General features: G+C 52.3%; 13 protein-coding genes and 1 pseudogene. 2 read left to right on the top strand and 12 right to left on the bottom strand.

Features of this window, described 5'->3' with window-relative positions; all coding sequences use genetic code 11:
- The first annotated feature begins 8 nt into the window (after positions 1 to 8).
- Positions 9 to 1517, top strand: a complete 1509-nt coding sequence (locus AC0VZ8_RS06520) for an ABC transporter permease (RefSeq protein ID WP_475486421.1) — start codon at positions 9 to 11, stop codon at positions 1515 to 1517.
- A gap of 79 nt (positions 1518 to 1596) precedes the next feature.
- Positions 1597 to 3417 carry an ABC transporter substrate-binding protein gene (locus AC0VZ8_RS06515; RefSeq protein ID WP_475486420.1) on the top strand — a complete coding sequence of 607 codons (1821 nt, stop codon included), beginning with the start codon at positions 1597 to 1599 and terminating at the stop codon, positions 3415 to 3417.
- Between the two features lie 426 nt (positions 3418 to 3843).
- On the opposite strand, the gene AC0VZ8_RS06510 is transcribed toward AC0VZ8_RS06515, so the two are convergent.
- The 12 genes and pseudogenes from AC0VZ8_RS06510 to AC0VZ8_RS06455 form a co-directional block, all read right to left on the bottom strand.
- The gene (locus AC0VZ8_RS06510) at positions 3844 to 4389 is read right to left on the bottom strand and encodes an alpha/beta hydrolase (RefSeq protein WP_475486419.1); all 546 of its coding nucleotides are present in this window, start codon (positions 4387 to 4389) and stop codon (positions 3844 to 3846) included.
- A 313-nt stretch (positions 4390 to 4702) separates the two neighbouring features.
- Entirely contained in the window at positions 4703 to 7261 is a 2559-nt protein-coding gene (locus AC0VZ8_RS06505) for a beta-mannosidase (RefSeq protein WP_475486418.1), read from the bottom strand.
- A gap of 150 nt (positions 7262 to 7411) precedes the next feature.
- The gene (locus AC0VZ8_RS06500) at positions 7412 to 8428 is read right to left on the bottom strand and encodes a glycosyl hydrolase (RefSeq protein ID WP_475486417.1); all 1017 of its coding nucleotides are present in this window, start codon (positions 8426 to 8428) and stop codon (positions 7412 to 7414) included.
- A 237-nt stretch (positions 8429 to 8665) separates the two neighbouring features.
- On the bottom strand, positions 8666 to 9661 hold the full coding sequence (locus AC0VZ8_RS06495; protein WP_475486416.1) for a carbohydrate ABC transporter permease: 996 nt from the start codon (positions 9659 to 9661) through the stop codon (positions 8666 to 8668).
- Between the two features lie 43 nt (positions 9662 to 9704).
- Entirely contained in the window at positions 9705 to 10604 is a 900-nt protein-coding gene (locus tag AC0VZ8_RS06490) for a carbohydrate ABC transporter permease (protein WP_475486415.1), read from the bottom strand.
- Positions 10601 to 13177: a DUF5696 domain-containing protein gene (locus AC0VZ8_RS06485; RefSeq protein WP_475486414.1), complete on the bottom strand. Its 2577-nt coding sequence runs from the start codon at positions 13175 to 13177 to the stop codon at positions 10601 to 10603. The genes AC0VZ8_RS06490 and AC0VZ8_RS06485 overlap by 4 nt, the downstream gene beginning before the upstream one ends.
- A gap of 15 nt (positions 13178 to 13192) precedes the next feature.
- Positions 13193 to 13813: a YIP1 family protein gene (locus AC0VZ8_RS06480; RefSeq protein WP_475486413.1), complete on the bottom strand. Its 621-nt coding sequence runs from the start codon at positions 13811 to 13813 to the stop codon at positions 13193 to 13195.
- Positions 13794 to 15257: a gluconolactonase gene (locus tag AC0VZ8_RS06475; RefSeq protein ID WP_475486412.1), complete on the bottom strand. Its 1464-nt coding sequence runs from the start codon at positions 15255 to 15257 to the stop codon at positions 13794 to 13796. The genes AC0VZ8_RS06480 and AC0VZ8_RS06475 overlap by 20 nt, the downstream gene beginning before the upstream one ends.
- 10 nt (positions 15258 to 15267) lie before the next feature.
- The gene (locus AC0VZ8_RS06470) at positions 15268 to 16179 is read right to left on the bottom strand and encodes a carbohydrate ABC transporter permease (protein ID WP_071221217.1); all 912 of its coding nucleotides are present in this window, start codon (positions 16177 to 16179) and stop codon (positions 15268 to 15270) included.
- A 4-nt stretch (positions 16180 to 16183) separates the two neighbouring features.
- Positions 16184 to 17152: a carbohydrate ABC transporter permease gene (locus AC0VZ8_RS06465; RefSeq protein WP_216533217.1), complete on the bottom strand. Its 969-nt coding sequence runs from the start codon at positions 17150 to 17152 to the stop codon at positions 16184 to 16186.
- Positions 17153 to 17164: 12 nt separating this feature from the next.
- Positions 17165 to 20123: pseudogene (locus tag AC0VZ8_RS06460) on the bottom strand (extracellular solute-binding protein).
- Positions 20124 to 20184: 61 nt separating this feature from the next.
- A complete protein-coding gene (locus AC0VZ8_RS06455; protein WP_071221220.1) occupies positions 20185 to 21552 on the bottom strand; it encodes an ABC transporter substrate-binding protein in 1368 nt (455 codons plus the stop codon).
- Between the last annotated feature and the right edge of the window lie 331 nt (positions 21553 to 21883).

Below are 21883 nucleotides of genomic sequence, written 5' to 3'. Positions count from 1 at the left end.
GTGTACTCATGATCAAGAAGCTTCTTTCTAAACAAGAAACCAAACACCAGCTGAAATCCTCACACGAGTACAGTCAAGCCAGCTTCACATGGGTTATTTCTTTGACCTTAACGGTGATCCTGCTTCTGAACAGCTTTGATTTCACTGGGGGAACCATCAAACCGTGGGTGTTCGCCTCCTTTGCGGCATATGCATTGTTCACCATCATTCAGATCATCATTACGCTGTTGATCCGCAGAGATCTTCGAAGCCAGGGAGAAATCCGGCGCTCGACAAGGATCCTGGGATACATTCAGCTGCTGAGCATTGCCACAGGAAATCTGTTTACCGTCACGTTCGGTTTCAATCTGATCAAAAAACAGAAGCCTCCTGAATATACAATTGCCGTCTACATGCTGTTAACCCAGCTGTTTGTCATCGCGGTCTCGGCACTGAATCTGTTCAAGCCTTATGTCTCGAATACATTCCTGCCGGCGATGGCCTTGCTTCTGATGATTGCAGTCATTCAGCTGATCGCGCTTATACTCGTTGCCCGATATGTTACAACGAATTCTGCACCTCCCCGGATGGCCTGGCTTGCCTTTCCGCTCATTCTGACTGCGGTGACGGGTAATATTTTTGCCTTGGTGCTCGGCATCAACCTGCTTGCGAAGATACGCAAGAACGGCAATCCGGCGATGACCCGCTGGGGCGACGTGTGGGTGAAGCTTACTGCCAACTCGACGGCCATGTCCGGACTGTTCTTTGTGATCTTCCTGTTCTGTCTGTCGGTAAGCAGTCTGTTTACCTTTGATTACAGCATCGCGATCGATAACAATTACAGTGCCATCCTGCAGCCGCCAAGCCTTGTGTACCCATTCGGTACGGACAACTTCGGCCGGGATTTGTTCTCCCGAATCGTATTCGGTGCCCGAATCTCGCTGATCGTCGGATTTGCCTCTACAGCGATCCCGGTTGTCATCGGCGGTGTTCTCGGTGCCATCTCCGGCTACTATGGCCGCCATACCGATAACATCATCATGCGTTTGCTGGATGTGCTGTACGCCATTCCGGGCATCCTGCTCGCCATTGCGATCATTGCTGCATTCGGAGCCAACACCGTCAACCTCATCCTGGCACTCAGCGTAGGCGCAATACCGACTTATGCGAGAACCATGAGGGCGAACGTGCTCCTGGTCTCCACCTTTGAATATGTCGATGCGGCCAGAGCTTTCGGCTCCAGCAATTTTTCGATTATATTCAAGCATATCGTTCCTAACTCGCTTGCACCCATGATTGTCAAATCTACGCTAACCATTGGTGCAGCCGTCATCTCGACGAGCAGCTTGAGTTATCTGGGTCTCGGCGTTGAGCCGCACATCCCGGAATGGGGGAATATCCTGAAGATCGGAAGCACGTATCTTGAGACGCATTCCTACTTGGCCATTTATCCGGGTCTAGCCATCATCGGGCTTGTCCTGTCCTTCAACTTCCTTGGCGACGGACTGCGGGATGCCCTGGATCCTAAGCTGGATTAAAACTTTTCGTGCCCTTGGCACACTAACTATCGGTTTCAAAAAATATTTTATATATATACAACTCAGGAGGGTATCACCAATGAAAAAGAGTTCCTTGCTGTTACTGTTTCTCTCGCTAGTCATTGTACTGGCCGGATGCAACGTAACAACCAAAGATGATGCACAGCAAAATCAGCAAGAACCATCGGATACAGCAACAGACACATCCGCTGTTAATATTGAACTGCTTGGCATGAGCTCTAACGAATCCGATGTCAACATCATTCGCGACCAGCTCACGAAGAACGGCTTCAATGTGAAGCTGAATCTGCAGGCGGACTACGGCAGCTTCAAGGCACAGCAGGATGCCGGCAACTACGACATCGCGCTGTCCAGCTGGACTACCGTAACGGGTAACCCTGACTATGCCGTTCGTTCCCTGTTCAAAACCGGCGGCGACTACAGCATCCTGTCCGACGAAGAAGTAGACAAGCTGATCGACCAAGCAGCTACGCAAACGCCAGAAGACGCTGTTGAAACTTACAAACAACTGGAACAACGTCTTGTAACAGACAAAGCTTATATCGCACCATTGTACATCTCCCTGAAGAGCCAAGCGTTCAACAAGGATGTCCTGGACGAAAATTCCGTCCGTCTCTCGAAGTCCCGTTCCCTTCCTTGGGAAGCCGTTGATTTCAAAGACCAATCCAAGCGTGCTTCGCAGCCGCTGATTCTGTCCCAATCGATCTCCGAACTGACTTCTCTTGATCCAATCAAGGGTAATGACGGTTCCATCAACATCATCAACACCAACATGAACGTACGTCTGATCAACCTGACCGATGATGACAAGATCACATCCGAAGGCTCGCTGTCTTATAACCATGCCATTGGCGAAGGCAACTCGGAGTATTACTTCATTCTTAGAGACGACATTAACTTTGCTAAAATCACAAACAAAAAGGCTGAAGATTCCGGCGAGCGCGTAGGCGCCGACGATGTCATCTTCTCCATGAACAGAGCCAAAGACAAAAATTCGGTACCGGATCATCGTACCTACACGCTTCACGAGCATATCAACACGGTTGAAGCTGTAACCGATCTGAGCGCGCTGGAGAACACCAAAGTATCCGGTGGCAGCGAAAGCATTAAGGATGCGCTGGAAGCTGGCTTGGATACCAAGATCACTTCCCTCGTTGACGACAAGAATCAAGCAAGCACGAAAGACGGTAAATACCAAGTCATTAAATTGACGACCACCGAGCCGTTCCCGCAAGTGTTGAACTACCTGGCTCACCAATCGGCCGGTATCGTATCGAAGAAACAAGTGGAATCCATCAACACGTATGACGTCGAGAAATTCGATGTGAACAAAGACATCCCTTACGGCGACCAAAACACGGTAACCGAAGGCGACAAATATAACAACACGCTGTATGCCAGCGGTCCTTATATTCTGTCTTCCAAAAATGACTATGAAGCGACCTTCTTCAAAAACCCTGGCTACATGAAGGGCACCGAGCACGAACCGAAAATCGAGCAAGTGAAGGTGCGCTTTATCAAGGATGCAGACAGCACGCTTTCCGCACTGCGCAGCGGCGAAATTCACTTGTACTACGGCGTGCCTGAAACGAAATACGATGTGGTTAAAGGCGACAGCAAGCTGAAGCTGCAAACGATCGAAAGCAACGCCGTATCCTACTTGCTGTTCAACACGAAGAACCGTGATGTGGCAAAAAGCGATGATCTGAGAAGAGCCGTGCTCTACTCCATCAACCAGGATGAAATTTTGACTTACTACAACAATAACAAAATCAAAGCCTACTCCACCGTCAGCCCAATCGTAAAAACCGGCAACGAGCTGGTGGCTGATCCGGCGAAGGTGAAGGAATTCTTGAGCGCATATAAAGCGAGCAAGTAAAAAAAGAGGACGACATTTGCGAAAAGCTGATGTCGTCTTTTTTTGATGCGAGGTTTATATGCGCCGCCGCTTACTTCTTGCTCCCATAGCGTCGCAATGAGCGGGTAGTTCTTTGCATCGCTCCGCATGCGGATGATTCTTCCGATCTCTGTTGCCCCCAGATTTCCATGAATGAATGGGGCTGATGTAGAAATCCGGGTGCAAAGGAGACCGCTACCGCTTCTCCAGAATCATTCCGCCTTCTCCGCTGAAGTCTTAACGGGACGGACCTGCATCCACACTTATTCGAAGATGCTAAACTAAACAAAGGACGAATGATTAGCCGCTGCGCAGCTACTCTCTCCCTTTTTTTGGGAGGGGGGGGAGGAAGCCGCCCCCTGTAATTAACATATACAGGGGGGGGCTTACCAAGATTGAGGGCTTGGATTACATACGCTTGATATCATCTGCAAGCTCGGGCAGGCCCTCGCCGAAGTAGTGATCGTCGCCCTCGTATGCCCGGGTGACGGCTTGGGGGAGCTGCTTCGCGTAGTGCTGGGCATGTGCGAAAGGTACTACTGGATCGTGACGGCTGTGATATAGAATTAACTTTGATATGTGCGGTAGCTTGGCTGCAAATGAATTGGGTAACGTATACTCTTCATTCTGCCAATCGTCGTCCTTGCCCCAATAGGGGGCCGCGACCAAGAACAGTCCAGAGACGGTTCGCTTGCAGCCTTCTTCCGAGAGATATTTCAGCAGCACCGAGCCGCCTAAGGAATGGCCTATGAGGAGAAGCTCCTCATCCAGTGCCTCGATTCCACTGGCTATCTGCGCTTTCCACAGAGTACAATCCAGATTCTCGGGCATGCCTGGGGATATAACATGGTAACCTTTACCGAGCTGTTCTTGTAGATGGGCGATCAAGCCGCTGCTGCCTTGGCGAATGCCTTGTGGGCCGGCACTATGGATGAACAAAACTTGTTTTTTCATGTTCAGCCTCCTTCCCGATCTTTGCTTATGAGGTATGAGCATGTCCAACAGGATGTGTACAGACCTAGAATAACTGATAGCAGCGTGCCGGACTTCTTTTCGTTTGCTGACATCCGACCTGTATCAGAAACCCATGGCATACCCTTTATCACATAGAGTCATCCAGATCAAGGTGTCGACCCCCGTGATCACCCGCTTATGATAAAGAAATGGTTAACATCCAATTCATGGCTCCATTAAAGACAAACAAGCCACCCCTTCACCAGAATCGGTTAAAGGGGCGGCTCTTTTTAGCGGATCTATTATGGTTTTTTTATTTCGCCAGCACCATCGCCGGGTCAATACAATCAGCCATGGACCGAACCTCGACCTGACCTGGCTTGCCCGGTACGAATGCCTGCTCTCCGTTATTTCGGCAGCTGAAGGAAACCGTCATCGGAATGCCCGGTATCAAGTCGAAGAAGTTATCGCTGTAGAAGCCTTCCGCTTCCGACGACAGCCATACGTGGCGGGCAAGCACGTTGCTCTCCAGCACAAACGTGGTGCCGTTGCTTCCCTCGACCTCTTTCACTTGGATGGTCGGGCTATGCAGACGAAGTTGTTTGTCATTCACGAAATAGAATGTTTTGCTGTCCACCTCGTCTCCGTCCTTAAGCAATTGCGCCAACAGCACGACCTCGGCTGGATCATGTCCACGAAGCAGTTCCTCGTTCACAGCTCGGAACACAACGAGCGACGCTTGCTCTTCCGCACGGATCGATTGCTCCGATACATAGAGCTCTTTGCCGTTAAAATCGAATAACTGAACCTTAAGAGTCCCTTGGACCTCTTCTGAAATGTCGGATACAAGATGGACCAGAACTTCGGAGTGCTTGGACTCGATCGACAGACTCACATCCCGGAAACTGCGCTTGGCCACATATTGCAGCGCCTTCCATCTGCCGAGATAATCCATGCCCGCCCACGAAGCGACCGGCCAGCAGTCATTCATCTGCCAGTACAGCGTGCCCATGCAGTACGGTTTGTTGCGGCGATGGGCTTCAATCGCCATCTTCATTGCTTCGGCCTGCTGAATTTGGCTCATATGCAGGAAAGCTTCAAAATCCTTCGGTTCATTATAATATTGATCCATATAAGTCTTGATCAAGCGATTGCCGGCACCGTTCTTCTGGTGCGCCAGCATGACTGTCGACTCCAGCTCCATATCGCCGTCTTCGGCGTAGGTACGGACCGTCTTCGGTTCCGGGAAGGACTGGAATCCGTATTCGCTCATGAACCGGCCGACATAAACATTGTAGTTATCAAACGGCTCCGTATTATGCCAAACGCCCCAGTAATGAATATCTCCGCTCGTTGTGGACGGATTGGCATGCTGCTCCTTGTCATGGCTGAGCGATACCAGCGGGGATGAAGGCCAATACTCCGCTCCCGGTGCATAACCGGTTACAGCCTCAGGCAGAATTTCGTGGAATACCTTTTCGTAGTCGCTCCAGATCTTCTCGCGGAGTTCCTCGGTATAGTCCTTCTTCCAGCCCCAGCCGCCATTCTCTTCATAATGCGCCCATGCAGAATCAATCTCGTTGTTGCCGCACCAGAGCACGATGCTCGGATGATTCCGCAGACGGACCAGGTTCTCCTCCGCTTCCAGCCGCACGTTCTCCAGAAAAGCCTCGTCGCCTGGATACATGCTGCAAGCGAACATGAAATCCTGCCATACCATGATTCCATATTCATCGCACAGATCGTAGAATACGTCCTCTTCATAAATACCGCCGCCCCATACGCGCAGCATGTTCATATTCGACTCCGCTGCGGAAGCGATTTCATGACGGTAACGCTCTGCCGTCATTTCCGTTATGAAGCTGTCATTCGGGATATGGTTTGCCCCCTTGGCAAACACAGGCGTGCCGTTAAGCTCGATGTAAAAAGAAGTGCCGCGGCTATCCTGTTCCCGCACCAGCTTGACGGTGCGCAGGCCGGTTCTAACCTCTTTCACTGCAACGATCCGCTCCGCTTCTACCAGCTCGGCATGGAACAAATACAGATGAGCCTCACCCAGGCCGCGGCACCACCACAGCTTCGGCTCCGCAATCGCAAGATTTAATTCAACCGAGTGACGCCCTTCTTCAAGCTGTACCTGCTGTTCCCACACCTGACTGTCTGCGGTTACGCGCAGCACCCCTTGCCAAGGTTGCTCCGCTTCGATTGCAGCTACCGCGGTAACTTTAGCCATGTCAGCCGTAACCTCATCCTGACGGATGAACAAGTCATCGATTCGCACCTCGGACCAAGCCTCAATCCGGGCTTCCCGCCAGATTCCGCTGGTCACAAACCGCGGTCCCCAATCCCAGCCATAATGATAAGGTGCTTTACGGGAAAATATGCTCAGTTTCTGATCGCCCAGACCCCCAAGCTCAGATTGGTCATTCGTAGCCGGCAGCGGATATCCGAGCTTCGCAAGCTTCGGCAGATCCTCCTGAATAGGGGAACGGAAGCGAATGTTAATCACGTTGCCGGAAGTCTTTAGCTGCGATTTCACATCGATCCGCCATGAACGGAACATATTATCTGCGGAAAGCACCTTCGTCCCGTTCACGAACACGTCCGCGTAGGTATCCAGGCCGTCAAACACGAGTTCAATGCGGGATTGGGCGCTCAGATTCGGATCCAGATCAAATGTGGTCTCATACTCCCAATCCTTCTTGTCGATCCACTGCAGGTCATGCTCATTCGTTCCGTAGAAGGGATCCGGGATTTTGTCATTTTTCAGCAGGTCCGTGTGTACGCAGCCCGGCACCTGTGCCGGAAGCCACTCGGATTCGTCGCACGCTTTGAATTTCCATTGGTTTAAGGTCATAACGTTATGATTCATGATAGTAGTCTCTCCATCTCTATATATTTATTTGATGCGGATCGGGTCATATTCCATACAGATATGGCTTCTCCGCGCATCAGCTTGTTCTCCACTCTACGCTCAGGTTAAGAGCGGCTTATGCTTGCATCCTTATCAGATACAAGCCGCTCAGCCTTTTAAATCCGGAAGTTCATCCAGCGTGACCGTAAACGGATGATGATAGGTTCGAATCAACTGCTGCTCGTCCGTATACTCTTCTGAATACCTCCGTTCATTTCCTTCTCCTGTGAACACGAAGTTTCCATACCACGTGCAATTCCATGCCCACGGGCATCCGTCCTCCAGCATGAGATCGGGGTCTGGAATGACGCCGTTCTCGGTCAGCGCAATGATTTTTGCCGTATCCGTATACGATAAAGCCGTGCGGAACCGCTCAGATTGCGAGCCGTAATCCCGGGCAGGCGGATAAATGTCCTCCCCGATGATATCGACGTAGGAATCGCCCGGATACCAATCTTTGTGCTGCCCGTTCCATACCCAGATCAGGTTGTTCAATTCGTGGTGATGCGTCATGCGTTCGTACATCAGCTTCCAGAGCGCAATGCAAGGCTCGGGGCCTTTGGCCCCCCACCAGAACCAGCCTCCCGAAGCCTCGTGCAGTGGTCTCCACAGCACCGGAATGCCGGCATCCTGCAGACGCTTAAGCTCGGCAGCGATAGCATCGATATCCCGAATGATAAGGCCGTACTCTTCCGATGAAGGCTCCGCCATCGCCTGTGCGATATCAAAGGTTGTCGCATTGGTGTAAAAGCCTCTGCCCCAGGTCCGATCCGGCGGCATATCCACCAAATCCTTCGGGGCGTTCCAATGCCAGCAGAAGGTCACGATCCCGCCTCGATTCCACCACTTCATCGCCAGATCCGTGTCCTGACACTCGGCTCCGCGCTCCACCCGTGAAGGCGAGTAATTCATGAAATCGAATCCGCCGACGGCAGGGTATTTCCCCGTGACCTCGTGGATCATGTCGAACTCCGGCGTGGATACAACGCCAATCTGCTGCCCGGTCAGCATCCGTTTGCCGTAGATGCTGCATAAATACTCCATTAGCCGTTTGGCTTGATCGGAAGCGGCCGGGTTGATCAGGTCCGGCTGGACCTCAAAGCGGGTGCTGCTTGCTTTTGTCATGCGATTCACTCCTGTCCTGTAAGTTCTTAATTAGGTGAAGGTTGCCGCCCGTAGGACAAGGTACAAAACTCATTCTGCGATACGACACCTATCCAGTAACCCGACATCCATCCTGCAAACACGGCACCTATCTTGGAACACGACATTCATCATGTGCCATGATCCCTCTTCCTCCAATACGGCACCTATCTAGTAATCCGTATCTATCCTTCGGCGTCACCTGTCCTGCAGCAGCCTTTACCCGACAACCCCGGTACGCTCCACGCTCTCCACAAAGTGGCGCTGCACGAACAAATACAGTCCAATGAGAGGTAGAATGGCCAGCAATATCCCCGTATCTACCACGAGTGCCACGTAGTTCGGATCGGCTTTGGCCGATGAACCGAGTCCCATCAGCGCCGGGAGAAACTGGTTCGCGTCAGCGGGCAGGGAAGCGATCTTCAGCGGCATCAGCGACTGCTCGCTCATAAAGAGCGAAGTATAGAAGGTGTCATTATACTGCCAGACGAACGAGAACAGGGTCACCGTAATGAGCGGCGGAATCGCATTGGGAAGCATGATCGCAAAAAACGTCTTAATCCCGCCTGCACCGTCAATCAGCGCGGCTTCCTCAATCTCCTTCGGGAGCCCCCGGAAAAATTGACGGAAGATATAAATGAACAGTCCGGCTTTAAGCCCGGTGGCCGTAGCCGAAGTAATGATCGAGGGCCAGTAGCTGTTCAGCAGGTTAACGCCTTCTTTTCCAGTAAACATGTGAACCAGCCCCAGAATATCAAAGCTGCGAAAATGCAAATACATCGGTACCATCAGCGTGCTCATCGGAATCAGGATCGTCAGCACGACCAGGCCGAACAGCAGGTTGCTTCCTGGAAAGGTGAACCGGGCGAAGCCATATCCGGCAAGCGCGGTCGACATCGTGGTCAGCAGCATCGTGATGAATACGTAAATCATCGTGTTCAGCAGCAGCGGCCAATAATCCAGCAAGTCGAGCACGAGCTTGAAGTTATCCAATGTGAAATGCACCGGAATCATGTAAATCGTTGGATTATAAATATCCTGTTTGTCTTTAAACGCCACAGAGAACTTGGAGATGATCGGATAGATAATGATGAATGTAATACCGATGATCAGCAGGTAGCGGAACACCCCCCACAGAATAGGCAGCGCCTTGTTCTTGAACCGGTTCATTCGTTCCTGAGCCGTTTCGTCCGAGCGATCCCGAATCGATGCCATACGGACCTCCTTTTTTCCTGTACCGTCAGGAATCTCTTAGCCATTAGTTTTGATAAAAGGTTTTCCTTGAGACGATGATCCCCATAATAATCAGCAGCAAGCTGATAACGATGGTATACAGCCAAGCCATCGCGGCGCTGAGCCCGAAATTCTGCGTTTTGAAGGCCGTCTCGTATATCGTCCGGGTCACGGTGCTGTCCGCGAACGAATCGATGATGGTATAAATCATGTTCGTCAGGATGAGCGGACTCACCATCGGAAAGGTGATTTTCCAGAACGATTCATAAGCGGTGGCCCCTTCGATCTTCGCGACCTCGTACATCGAGCCCGGGACGGCCTGCAAGGCGGCAAGAAAGATCAAAATCTGAACGCCCGAGCTGCTGATAATATCGTAGATCCTCATGACCGCCCCGATAATATACTCGGTTACGGTAAGGGGAAATCCGGCCTCGGATAAAATGCGCACCATCGACAGCACATTGAATTGCCCGGAAGCTTGCCCGAGCTCCTCCGCCACCGTAGCATTTCCGACCAGATTGATCAGACCGGATGTTTCCGCTGCGGAAATTGCGCCTGACGCCAGGATGACCGGAAGGAAGAATATCGCCCTCGCAAGGGCTCTCCCCCTGAATTTCTGATTCAGCAGAATGGCGGAGAACAAACTGAAGAACAAGATCAGCGGAACGTCCACCACCATGCCCAGTATCGATTCCGTCAAGATCCGGTTGAAATTCGCGTCCACGAACAGCGCCGTGTTGAAATTGCTCCATCCAACCGACTCCAGTTCATAGCCTGTGGGGGAAATGTTCAATTTACTGAAGCTGAACAGGATGGACTGGAGCAAAGGTCCGGCAAACAAAAAGACGAAACCGATCAGCCATGGCGCGATGAAAAGGAGACCGAGCATGGATCTTTTCTGAGTCAGGGACAATCTCATTTTCATGCCCGGCCACCCCCTACAGCGTAATTTTGCGGCTCCACCAGGACCCCGTTAACATCGACGGCTTGATCGGTATAATTGATCAGAATCGACGTGCCGTTCTCATACCTCACTTCGACCACGCCGCCTTCATGCCGCTTATGCTCCACCATCCGCTGCGTCCGAAGCGGCGCCAGCACCTCATTCAGCTCCTTGTACAAGGAAACCGCTTCTTCGAACCAATCCTTGTAATGGGTGGAGTACATGTCATCAAAACGCGTGTACTTCAGCTTCGAGCTTTGTTCATATGACCACAGGAAGTGCGGAGCTGATCCGAATTCCAGTGACTGCAGAAGCTGCTTGCGTAAATTTTGCTCATTCAGGTTATTGACTGCTGCCCCCGCATAATCCAGGTATCCGTGAATGACCATTTGATAAAAAGGGACTTTCGCATCCGCCAGCCCGAATCCGCTGCTCGACGTAGGTGCATCGATCACGTGGCTGGCATAAGCCCAGCTGTATGCATTGGCGCCGGAAACCATCGTATCCGGGTAGGCCTCATGCAGCTTCTGCAGCTGATCGGTCACGATAAGCTTCGCGGTTTCACGGAAAACCACCCGCTGCACCCGGTAGTCCGAGCTCAGAACATCGCCCAGGTCCCGCAATGACACAGCCCCGATGCCAAAGCGTTCATATTGCCCCGCGAATCGGTCCACGTAATAAGGAAGCTTCGCCGGCGACATAAGATTGTACGTACCGTAATAAGAGTCCATCCGGTTCGTGTTCCGATCATACGGATGCAGCGCTGCCGTCTCCCTGGTCACGAAACGGGATGCATCGGATGACGGCGTGAACGCCCCATCATCATGATAGACGTGCTGAAAGGCAACATCCGGATACAATCCGCCGCCGGCATCCTTCAATTGCTGGGACAGTTCCTTCAGCTCCGATGTGCTTCCAACCACGCGATCGGCCTTCACCTTAACCGGAGTTTTGTGATGGACGCCTTGGCCGAACCAGCCGAGGTAACGCATTCGGAGATTGGCGATGCCCTCGCCATTCAGAAGAGCGGCGATCTCCCCTGCCTGCTCGAAGGTGGTCATCGAGACGACGGCATCATAAGGTACGCCCAGAAAAGATCTCCGTTTATCCACGCTGCCCAGCATATCCAGATAGAACGGGATCCCCTCGTTTTCTTCCAGTGGAGTCAGCTGGTTATCCTCCACGAGCGTTTGCTGATACAAGCGCGCCATGCCCGAGTAGCTGGCCTCATCACCCGACAGGAAGCTGTATCTAACCGCCAGGTTGCCGCTGTAGAGCTTGTCATTCAGCAGCTGAATCTCCTGCACCGTGCTGCCGGTGTAAAGCTCCAGCATATCCTCGCCGCGCACGGCAAAGCTGCTGAATACATGATTGTACGAGTTCTGCTTCCCGCCGATGTCAGCGGACACGCTCGCGATGGCGTCGCCTTCTTCAATCACGGCAAACCAGCCGCGGTCTCCGCTCTTCATTCCGAACACGGGCATCCGTGCCTGCTCCGCCACCTGCCCGCGGCTGCCGCTGTTGTTATTCGGATCGGTGCCGTATATCCGCTGCACGTACTGCTCTTCCTTCACTTTGCCGTTATTCAGCTTAATGAGACTGCCGCTGCCGTCCGGGACCAGCATATATCCCTGTTCTTGCGAGCCCGCCGCACCGAAATAGCGAAGCAGCTCCACGCTGCGCAGACGGTGACTCTCGCTTTCCGTTACCTGATCAAGCGGTATGGAAACGACCAGCGAATCCTCCTCCAGCCGGTATTCGAGCGGAATCTTGAACTGCGGTTTCGAAGAGGCGCTTGCGGCGGCTCCTCCGCCCGCTTCGTTATCAACGGCAAGATCCTCCGCGGTGTAGCCGGCCTGCTCGAACGCCCCCAGCATTTTTTTCAGCACCAGCTCTTTCTTGATCTGGTCATCCAATCGCTCCAGCATCGCCGGGTTATCCTTCATGGGGTAATACCGGGCCTGCACATATCTCGCCAGCGACTCATCCAGCTTGCTGATCACCTTCTCCTGCAATCGGTCCTGCGAAATGTATTTCGGCAAGGCATCGATCCCGAGCGACACATCTCCCAGCGTATACGTGACGCGAATTCCGTTGTCCAAGCTTTCCACCGTGTAGTTCCCGTTCATCACACTCCACGTATAGTTCGGATAGGTCTCAAGCGTGCCGATCGCATCCCGGAACGTCAGCGTCAATTGCGAAGACAACACTTCCTTCTCAAACGGCGAGGCAATTCCATCCTCCATTCGGTCTGACGGATTGCTGTACCATACCGTATCGCTCCGTTTATCCCGTACCGCCACCTCGGTCGTTTCCGGATGATAATACAGGGCGAGCGCCGCCGTCTCCGCTACCAGATCCATACCGGCTACGCCGTCTGTCGAATCGTTCAGAAGGGTCAGCTCACCGCCCTGCGTCAACTCGGCTGCCGCGATTCGGTAAGCCGCCACTTCAACTGCCGGTGCTCCCCGATTCACGTAGATCAGAAAGCCCGCAGCCATGCACGTTATAACGGTACATGCAAGCACCGTGTACAGCCATTTTCTTTTTTTCACGGCCTACGGCCTCCTCTATTGCCTGAATAGGATCTCTCGGTAAACGTTGACAACGAACGTGTAAATCTGCTGCATCATGCTCAGCACGAGCGTGCCCAGAAATACGATGATGCCCATAACGATCAGGGTCAGAAACATCGTGACGACCGTTTTGCCGGCCGAGTACTGATGAACCGTCATCGTGCCGACAAAGAGCAGCCCGATAAACCAAATCGCCGCAACCGTCGTAAGCAGATAGTAGAACACGGCCTCTTCCTGCACCATGAACCGGCTCGCCAGCGTCATGGGCGGATAAATCAGCACCATCGGAATCAGGGCATACGCGCTGGCCATCACGATTTCTTTAAACTTCCCTTCCCCGCCCATGAGCGTGGTGACCGACCAGTTGGAGACGCACCACAGAAAGAACGGGAGCACGATAAAGATCAGTTCGTCGATGCTGCTCAGCGTCCGCGGATCATTGTAATTGACCAGAAATCCCGCGTATTGCCGCTGCAAAATCATGGCCATGACCACAAGTACCAATACGACATAAGCAACCCCGAGACGCCCTCTGTTCTCATACTTCAGGTCCCAATATCCGTCGAAGGGGTGCACGATCAAATGAAGGGGGAATCTAAGATAATCCTGTTTCATGCTTCCCTTCCCTCCTCTGCTTTCGGTATCTCACCGTTCTATAGACCGCATAGAGCAGGACAACGCTGGTCCCAACCGATAAAATGGTGCCGAAATGCTCCTTCATGACTTCTCTGCGGTAGCGTTTATAAGCAACGGAATAATTTTTGCGGTCCATGCCCAGCTCAAAATATCGAAGGGCTTCCTTGTTCTCTCCCTTCATGAGCTTCGCTTTCCCGATGCCGATATAAGCGATGTCATAGTTGGCGTTGAGCTGAAGCACGCGTTCCCAGTACCTTTCCGCCTCCTCGTCTTCCCCCCGATGATGGTGGCGTACGGCAAGGTTAACCTGTTTCCCGAACTCGGTTGGCTCGAACATGACGATGCTTGCCTTCCCCCGATCCAGCACAAGCTGACGGTCTCCAAGCTGTTCAATCGCCGCCGGCGTCTTAAACACGCCCAGCTGATTCCCGATGCCGCCGTAGACATACAGCAGGTTTCCGGACTCATCATAGGTGAATACGCGTCCCTGGGTAGAGTCGAGCGCGCTGTAAATCCCGTCGCCAAGCACTTTAATATCAACGAACTTGGAGGGACCTACCGTTCTCCGATAATAAATATCCCCGGCAACCGGAAAGTAGCCAAAGCGTTTCAGCACATCCTCACCTGACGGATTAAGTCGTTTAATCGGCTCCTTGGACCCGACATCAATATTTGTGGCATAAACGAACCCTTTGCCGTCAATATCCAGATTGGAGAATTCGGTCGGGATGAACAGCCTCATCTGGGCTTTTTGGGCACTCGTTGAGACCAGTCGCCAGAAATAATCGCCATAATCGCGTTTTACCTTAATCGTTCCGACGTAACCGAGAAAGGTACCGTTCTCCTCAAACTGCATAATGCCTTCATAAACACCCCGGGCGACAACGAATACCCGCTTGGCTTCATCCACCGTTACTTTCAGCGGGATGAATTGAAAGCCTTGAGGCAGCACATCCGATTCCGGCTGCTCAATGATCCGGACAAGCGCGCCTTCCGCCGTTAATACGACAACCCGCTGATGGTCGGTATCGGCAACATAGATGTTCTCGTCCCCGTCAATGAAGATGCCGGAAGGATTGGCAAAGCCATCCTCTTTCCCTTCATTCATAAAGGCATCAATGACGCGAACGACATTCCACGCTTCATCGAGACATACAATCCGTTTGTTGCCGCTGTCCAGCACGTAGATGTTTCCCGCCTCTGACACATGCATATCGCTGGGCTCCAAAAACTCCCCGATGCCCAGATCCTTCCCCGTCACGGAGCGTACCGGCACATAGGCTGCAGGCACGGCAACCGTTTCCTCCCAATAATTGTAGATATAGCTCTCATACGGAGCACTGGCGGAGACGCTCCCCGGCATCAAGCCGGTTAGCAGCAGAGAGGCCGCCGCAAGCGATAGCAACCATTTTTTCGCTGACATGTGATCCCCCCTAATCCTTCATCCCGGATGTGGCCATCGTCTCGATAATCCGGCTCTGCGAGAACAGAAAGAGCACAATCGGCACACTCATCAGGATGACTGCCACGGCTGCACCTGCGCCGGCTCGGGATATGCCGCCCAGAATGATCTGATTGGACGCATAGTGCAGGGTCTTAAGCTGCTCGCTGTAAATAAACCCGTTGCCATCGGTCCCCCATAGGATCTGGAACAGCAAAATAATCAAGGTAAGCCACGCCGGCTTCACGTTAGGCATCACGATGGACCAGAAGATCCGGTATTCGCTGGCTCCGTCGATCTTGGCCGCTTCAAGCAGGGCATCCGGTATCTGCTCCATGAACTGCTTCATCAGGTATAGGCCGAGCGAATAACCGAATGCCGGTATAATGACCGCCCAGTAGGTGTCGATCAGTCCCAGCCACGACAGGATCATATAATTCGGCGTCGCCGTCACGACCGGCGTGAACATCAGCGACAACACCACGATTTGGAACAGAAAGACCTTGCCCGGAAACTTGTGCTTGGCCAGCGGATATGCCGCAGCGGAGGCAAAGATCACGTGCCCGACAATGCCAACGCCGGTAATGAATACCGTATTGAAGATATACCGCGAGAACGGTACCCAGGACTGACCGAGCAGATTGATCAAATCGGAAAAATTATTCCACGTGGGATTGCGGACAAACAACGTGGGCGGGAACAGGAAAATCTCGTCCAGCGGCTTGAACGCATTGTTGATGGCGTACACCAAGGGCAGCGCCATGAAAGCGCCGAACACCGCCAGCAGCGCAAACAGGGAGAAGGTGCCCATGAAGGAACGGTTTACCCGTTTGCTGCGCCCTTTAAGACTTACGTTCAGCAGGCGGCTGCCCCGTTTTTTTGGAAGTTCGTATGTAACCCTCATGCGTCTACTCACCTACCTTGCGCAGCAATTTTTGGACGATCAGGTTGGTGCCCACCATCAGAATGAACAGCACGGTCGCAATCGCCGAAGCAAAACCCATCTCGAAGCGCGTCGTGCCAAAATCGATGAGATGCGTTACGATCGTTTCCGCCGCATAATTCACGCTCGGGAAACCGGCAAGCGCAATCGATACGTCGGCCACGGCAAACGATGTCGTAAGCTGAATGACCGCGCCGAACATGAGCTGTGGCCGCATTGAAGGCAGCGTAATGTACCACAGCTCCTGCCAACGGTTGCGGACCCCGTCCACGGCACCGGCTTCGTAGAGCGTTTTATCTACGGTCTGAAGACCGGCGATGAAAGCCAGAAAGCCGGTTCCGAGGCTGAGCCACAGCTGGACCAGAATGATGATCGGCATAATCAACGCTTCGGTCTTCAGCCATTGGATCGGCTCCAGGATGATGCCCAGCTTAATCAGCATGCCGTTCGCTATGCCGTAGCGGTCGCCCGAAAAGATCATCAGCCAGATGAAGTAAATGTTCCCGGAGATCGAAGGCGCATAGAAGATCAGGGTCATGAACGCCCGCAGCCGCGGACCCAGCTCATTGATGACCCAAGCAAACAGGAAGCAGGCCAAATAGCTGATGGGTCCTGTGATGGCGGCGAAGAGAAGGGTATTCTTCAGCGCAACCAGAAAGATATCGTCTTCCAGGAACAAACGCGTGTAATTATCCCAACCGACAAACCGCGGAAATTCCAGCATGTTGAAATACGTAAAGCTGAGAATCATGGAAATAACGACCGGAAAAACGGTAAACAGCGTGAACAGGATCATATAAGGCGCAAGCAAAATATAGGAATGCTTGCTGGCCTTGATCTCCGCCAGCTTCCGCTTCCACCATGATTGCGGCTTCACCGGGTGAACAGCGGCAGAGATCGTAACCTCAGGATCCTGAAGGCTGACATTATGCAATTTGGATTCCCCCTATCCCTGCGGCTCGCCGAATTCTTCTTGCTTGGTCCGGATTTCGTCGTGAATATACTGCACGGAATCCATCAAGGCCTCCCGCGGCTCGATGCCGCTGATCACCGCTCGGTAGAAGGCATTAAACAGATGTCTGCCCGTCGAATAGCCGCCTGGAACCTCCGGAATTCCCTGCACCCATTCAAATTGCGATTTCAAATTCTCATAATCGGCAACCGGCCACGGCAGACTGTCAAGCGCCTTAATATTCGCGGTTGGATAGCGTGCCGCTGCGCCCATCAGGCCTTCCATCTCGCGGCCGAAGCTGGTCTGCGTTGCATCGCTGGTCCACCATTTCAGGAACTCCCAGGCCGCGTCCTTATCCTTGGCATCATCCAGCATCAGCACGGCACTGCCACCGCTTGGAACGGTGCGATCAATTGTGCCGTCCGCCTGAACGGTTCCCGGAACGGGCGCAAAGCCCCATACGCCACGAATTTCCGGCGCGAACACGGACAGCTGGTTATAGGTGGTGTAGTCGGAAATGCCGATCGGCATTTGTCCTGTACGAAACCGGTTCGCAAAATCATACTCCCGCTCCAGCTTGTAATCCGTGTAATATTCCGTCCATTGTTTAAAGGCTTCCAGACCTATCTTGGAATCCAGATCCGATTCCTGATTGTTGTTGCGGTAGAATTTCCCGCCGGATTGCATCAGGAGCGCCGCATACAAGGAATTCGGCGGCAGTGTAGTCCACTGATCCGGTGCCTGCGCCACAACGGGAAGACCGAATTGCATATGATTTTTGTTCAATACGGCAAGCAGGCTGGCTACATCGTCCCAGGTCTTCGGAACTTCAAGTCCAAGCTCCTCCAGCACATCCTTCCGATAGAACATCATATTGAAGGTTTGCGTCTCGGGCAGCGCGTACACGCCGTCCAGGTATCGGTAAGGCACCAATGCGCTGTCCCTGAATCGGTCCGCTACCGAATCAAAATCATGGAATTGCGTCAGGTTTGCTGCCGCGTTCCGCATGGCAAAGTTCACCGGGAGGTCATTGCCGATCTGCATCGCGACCTCCGGTCCCTGTCCCGACAAAGTGGCGGGGAGCAGCGTCCCCATGTTCACCAGCTTCAGATTGACGTTGATGCCGGTCTCCGGCGTAAAGGTCTCGTCAATCATCGCCTTGATGGTATTGGCCTGATCGCGACCGCTCCCGATCCATACCGTGATCGAACGCTGGTTCTTCGCATCCGTGACGTTACCGATATTGTTGTAATCGATGAAGAAGGAGCTGAAGAACGTCGACGCCTCATGCTTCACCTTATCACCGGCACCCATCCCGCTCTTGGGCAGCTTGACATCGGCCGAGGCAACATAGAGGGCATCGATCTCCAGCGGCTGCTCCCTTGCCTGCTGCAGCCATGTTCCAAGTCCGCCGGTATTCGTCTTGTAAGCCTCCAGCCTGCGGGGAATCGTATCCGGCTTCTCGATCATCTCATCCAGCTGAAGCGCCATGGTCTTCAGCAGCGCCTCCTGATCGCCGGATTGTCCCGACAGCTCAACCAATCTGGCCGCAACGACATTCAGCCTGTCGCTTTCGAATCGGAAGATTTCCAGCAGCTCCGGTATCCGCTGCTCCACCCGGTAATCGCGGAATTCATCCGGACTCGTGCCAGTGATCATCAATATTTTGCGGTACATGGCATTCAGGTTCAGCAGACTGTCCTCCACCTCGTGAATAAGCGGAGCGAATTCACCCAGACTCGCCTCGAGGCGTAACACATGCTTACCTTGCTCCAACCGGAACAGATAGGGTTCATCGCCTCCAAGCACGTCCATGCGATATCCGTTCTTAAATTGGAACGGAACGTGGTTCATTTCTTCAAACGGAACCTTCCCGTCGATCGTCAGCTTTTCTCGTCGCGTACATGCCCCGCACAAAATTTTGCTGCGATTTGAATGCAATCTTGTAGAGCCCGCTCTCGGGTACATCCAGCTCCCATTCGATCCACTGCCCGGGCAGCCGCCAGTTGAAACCGCCAATGGTATTGATTCGGACCTTCGATGCGCTGTAGGGACTGACGCTCGGGCTCGAACGCTCGCTTAGCGGATACAAGGTCGGTGATGATTTGGCGACTGCATCTTCCCCCTGAATCGTCAGTAAAGTTCCTTCGGTTATTCGAGCTCCTTCAGTCTCATACTGTTGATGCAGCTCGGCGTACGTCAGCGGGCGCTCCTGCTTGAAAAGCTTCAGCTCCCCGATCACCATCGGCTCTCTTGCTGCTGTAAGAGACACGGTATGCTCTCCTTTTTCAAAGTAAAATAGAAACGGCTCCGTGATATATCCGTCCGCATCCTTCAGCACTGCCTCGACCCAGGCCGGACGTTCGATTTGCTTCGGTCTCAGGTCATTGCCCTGGTTATCCTGATCGATGCCGTCCTTGGCGTTATCCCATATCCGGTCGAATTGCAAATAGGCAGCCTCTTGAAAGGGAAGCTTCCCGTCGATGCGGATGGAACGCTCAATAGAGGAGCTCTTTCCTTCCACTGGATAATAGAGCAGGGACAGATTGTACATTCCCTCTTCCTCTACATGAACCTTCCATTCCACCTCCCCCTTCTCCCCCGTAAAAAGCGAGGTTCCAGGATGACCGTCATAGGCTTCCAGTCTGCGGAATTCCCCGCCGTCGGCACGACTGTATTCCGCCGCAGGAATCGTGATTACACGATCAGGTCGACTCTTTCCGTCATGATCCGACAAATACTGGGCATAAGAAATACTTTTTCCCTGCTGTGTGCTGAGTTTGACCAGCGATGCGGGACGTTCCAATGAAAGCTCTGTCCGGCTGTCTTCGGCCTTGATGCCGGATCCGGGTTCATTTCCCTCTCTATTAAAAAACAGAATCAAAGCGGCCATGACCGCCAAAAGAATCAATAGTCGGCTCATCCATTTTTTTAGCTGCACGTGAAGTGTCAATGTTCATCCCCCTGTTCAGGAGAAGGGGGCGCGGCTTTAAGCTTTAACGCCCCCGTCCATCTTATTTGCCCATTTTATCGACAGCAGCCTGCGCCTGTTGTTTATATTTCTCGGCCGTAGCGGTTACCGATTGATTGTTCACGATAATATCCTCAATGAAAGCACCCGTAGGGTAATCCGTGTAAGCTTCGTCGACCGTGATGACACCGGTTCCGGCAATATGCTCGCGAATCATGTCAATGTCTTCCTGATTGGTATAGATGCTCTCCAGGTAATCCTGACCCGGATATTCCTCTGTTGGCGGTATATCGAACGTCTCTTCATAAATTTGATAGACGATGGCCGGATCTTTCACGCCCTTTGGAATGAACTTCGCGGATGCGGCGGTATTGGCATACGTTGTTTCCGGCGAGCCTTGCGGACCGCTAGGAATCGGAACCACGCCGACCTCGAACGTAATGTCGCCTAGCATCCATTCCGCTGCCGTAAACATGGCTACATCACCGTCTTTAAAGGTGTTTGTTTCTTCCCAGTTCGTTTTGTTGCCGCTCTTGACTTTAACCACCTTCTCCACGTTGTAGAGGCGGTTCACAAATTCGGCTGCTTCCAATGTTTTCGGATCGGACAAGCCTTCTTTGCCATTGGAATCATCAACGATTTTGCCCCCGTTAGCGGCGGTGAAATGTTTAACCGCATCAATCGCCCAACCGGAGAAGCCCCATACATCGGTTTTCCCGTCGTTATTCGTATCCTTGGTTGCCTGCTTGGCAATCTCCATGAGTTTATCCCAGTTCCATTCTCCCTTGGCATACAGCTCCTGAAGATCCGGGAGGCCGTTCTTCTTAAATAAATCGCGATTGTAATGAAGTCCAAGTCCGATGGAGGTCGGATTATCGAATCCGTATTCCCCTCCGCCAATGGCAGGATATTTCGTCTGCAGATCGGCTTCGTTATTGATATTGTTCTGATCCGTCGTAAACTCGCTGATCGGCAGGATCTGCCCTTTCATAATAGCCGGCAATGCCGATTTGTACTCCAGCTGCACGATATCGGCAAACGGCTCGCCTGCCAGCACGCTTGTCGTAAATTTATTCATGTACTCCTCAAAGGGAACGTTAACAAACTCGATTTTGCAATTGTATTTCTTCTCGATTTCAGCAATCTTCTCCAGGCGGGCTTTCTCCCCGGCTGTTGTGCCTGCCGGCTTCAGATCCCACCAAGATGCAACCTTAATCACCCGGCCGCCTAGATCTACAGGTTCTGCTTCAGGTTCAGCGGGTTCTTCTTTTGGAGTCTCTGCCGCCGTTTCCGTGCTAGGAGCCGGAGTCGCAGGCGGTGTCTCCGCTTGTTTAGCCCCTCCTCCACTGCAGGCCGTAATCAAAAATAATAAACAGACAAGCAATAAAGAAAGCCCTTTCATTTTTCTCACGCTAAAAACCTCCCCTATTTGTTAAACGCCCTGTTTAAAGCTGCATGTCCCCCAAGATGATGTTGAATGGATTGATTCACGGTTTTCCCTGCTGCTATCCTCGCCCCCCAATCCGTTATCCCTGTTTGCCAAAAAATATATCACTTCGATTGTAATTTCGTCAATATATTTTATGATAATAATAACAATAAACCTAATCAATTATTAAAAATAACATAAATATTTAGTGACAGCGATTACAAATTTATTCTGCATAACTCGGCTTTTTTCGATACATTCCCTTATATATCAACGATATATTTCAAACCAATGCAGCGAACAAGAGCTTTAT

It is taken from the genome of Paenibacillus sp. QJM3NY_38, from assembly GCF_056173265.1.
This window is presented reverse-complemented; position numbering and strand designations above follow the sequence as displayed.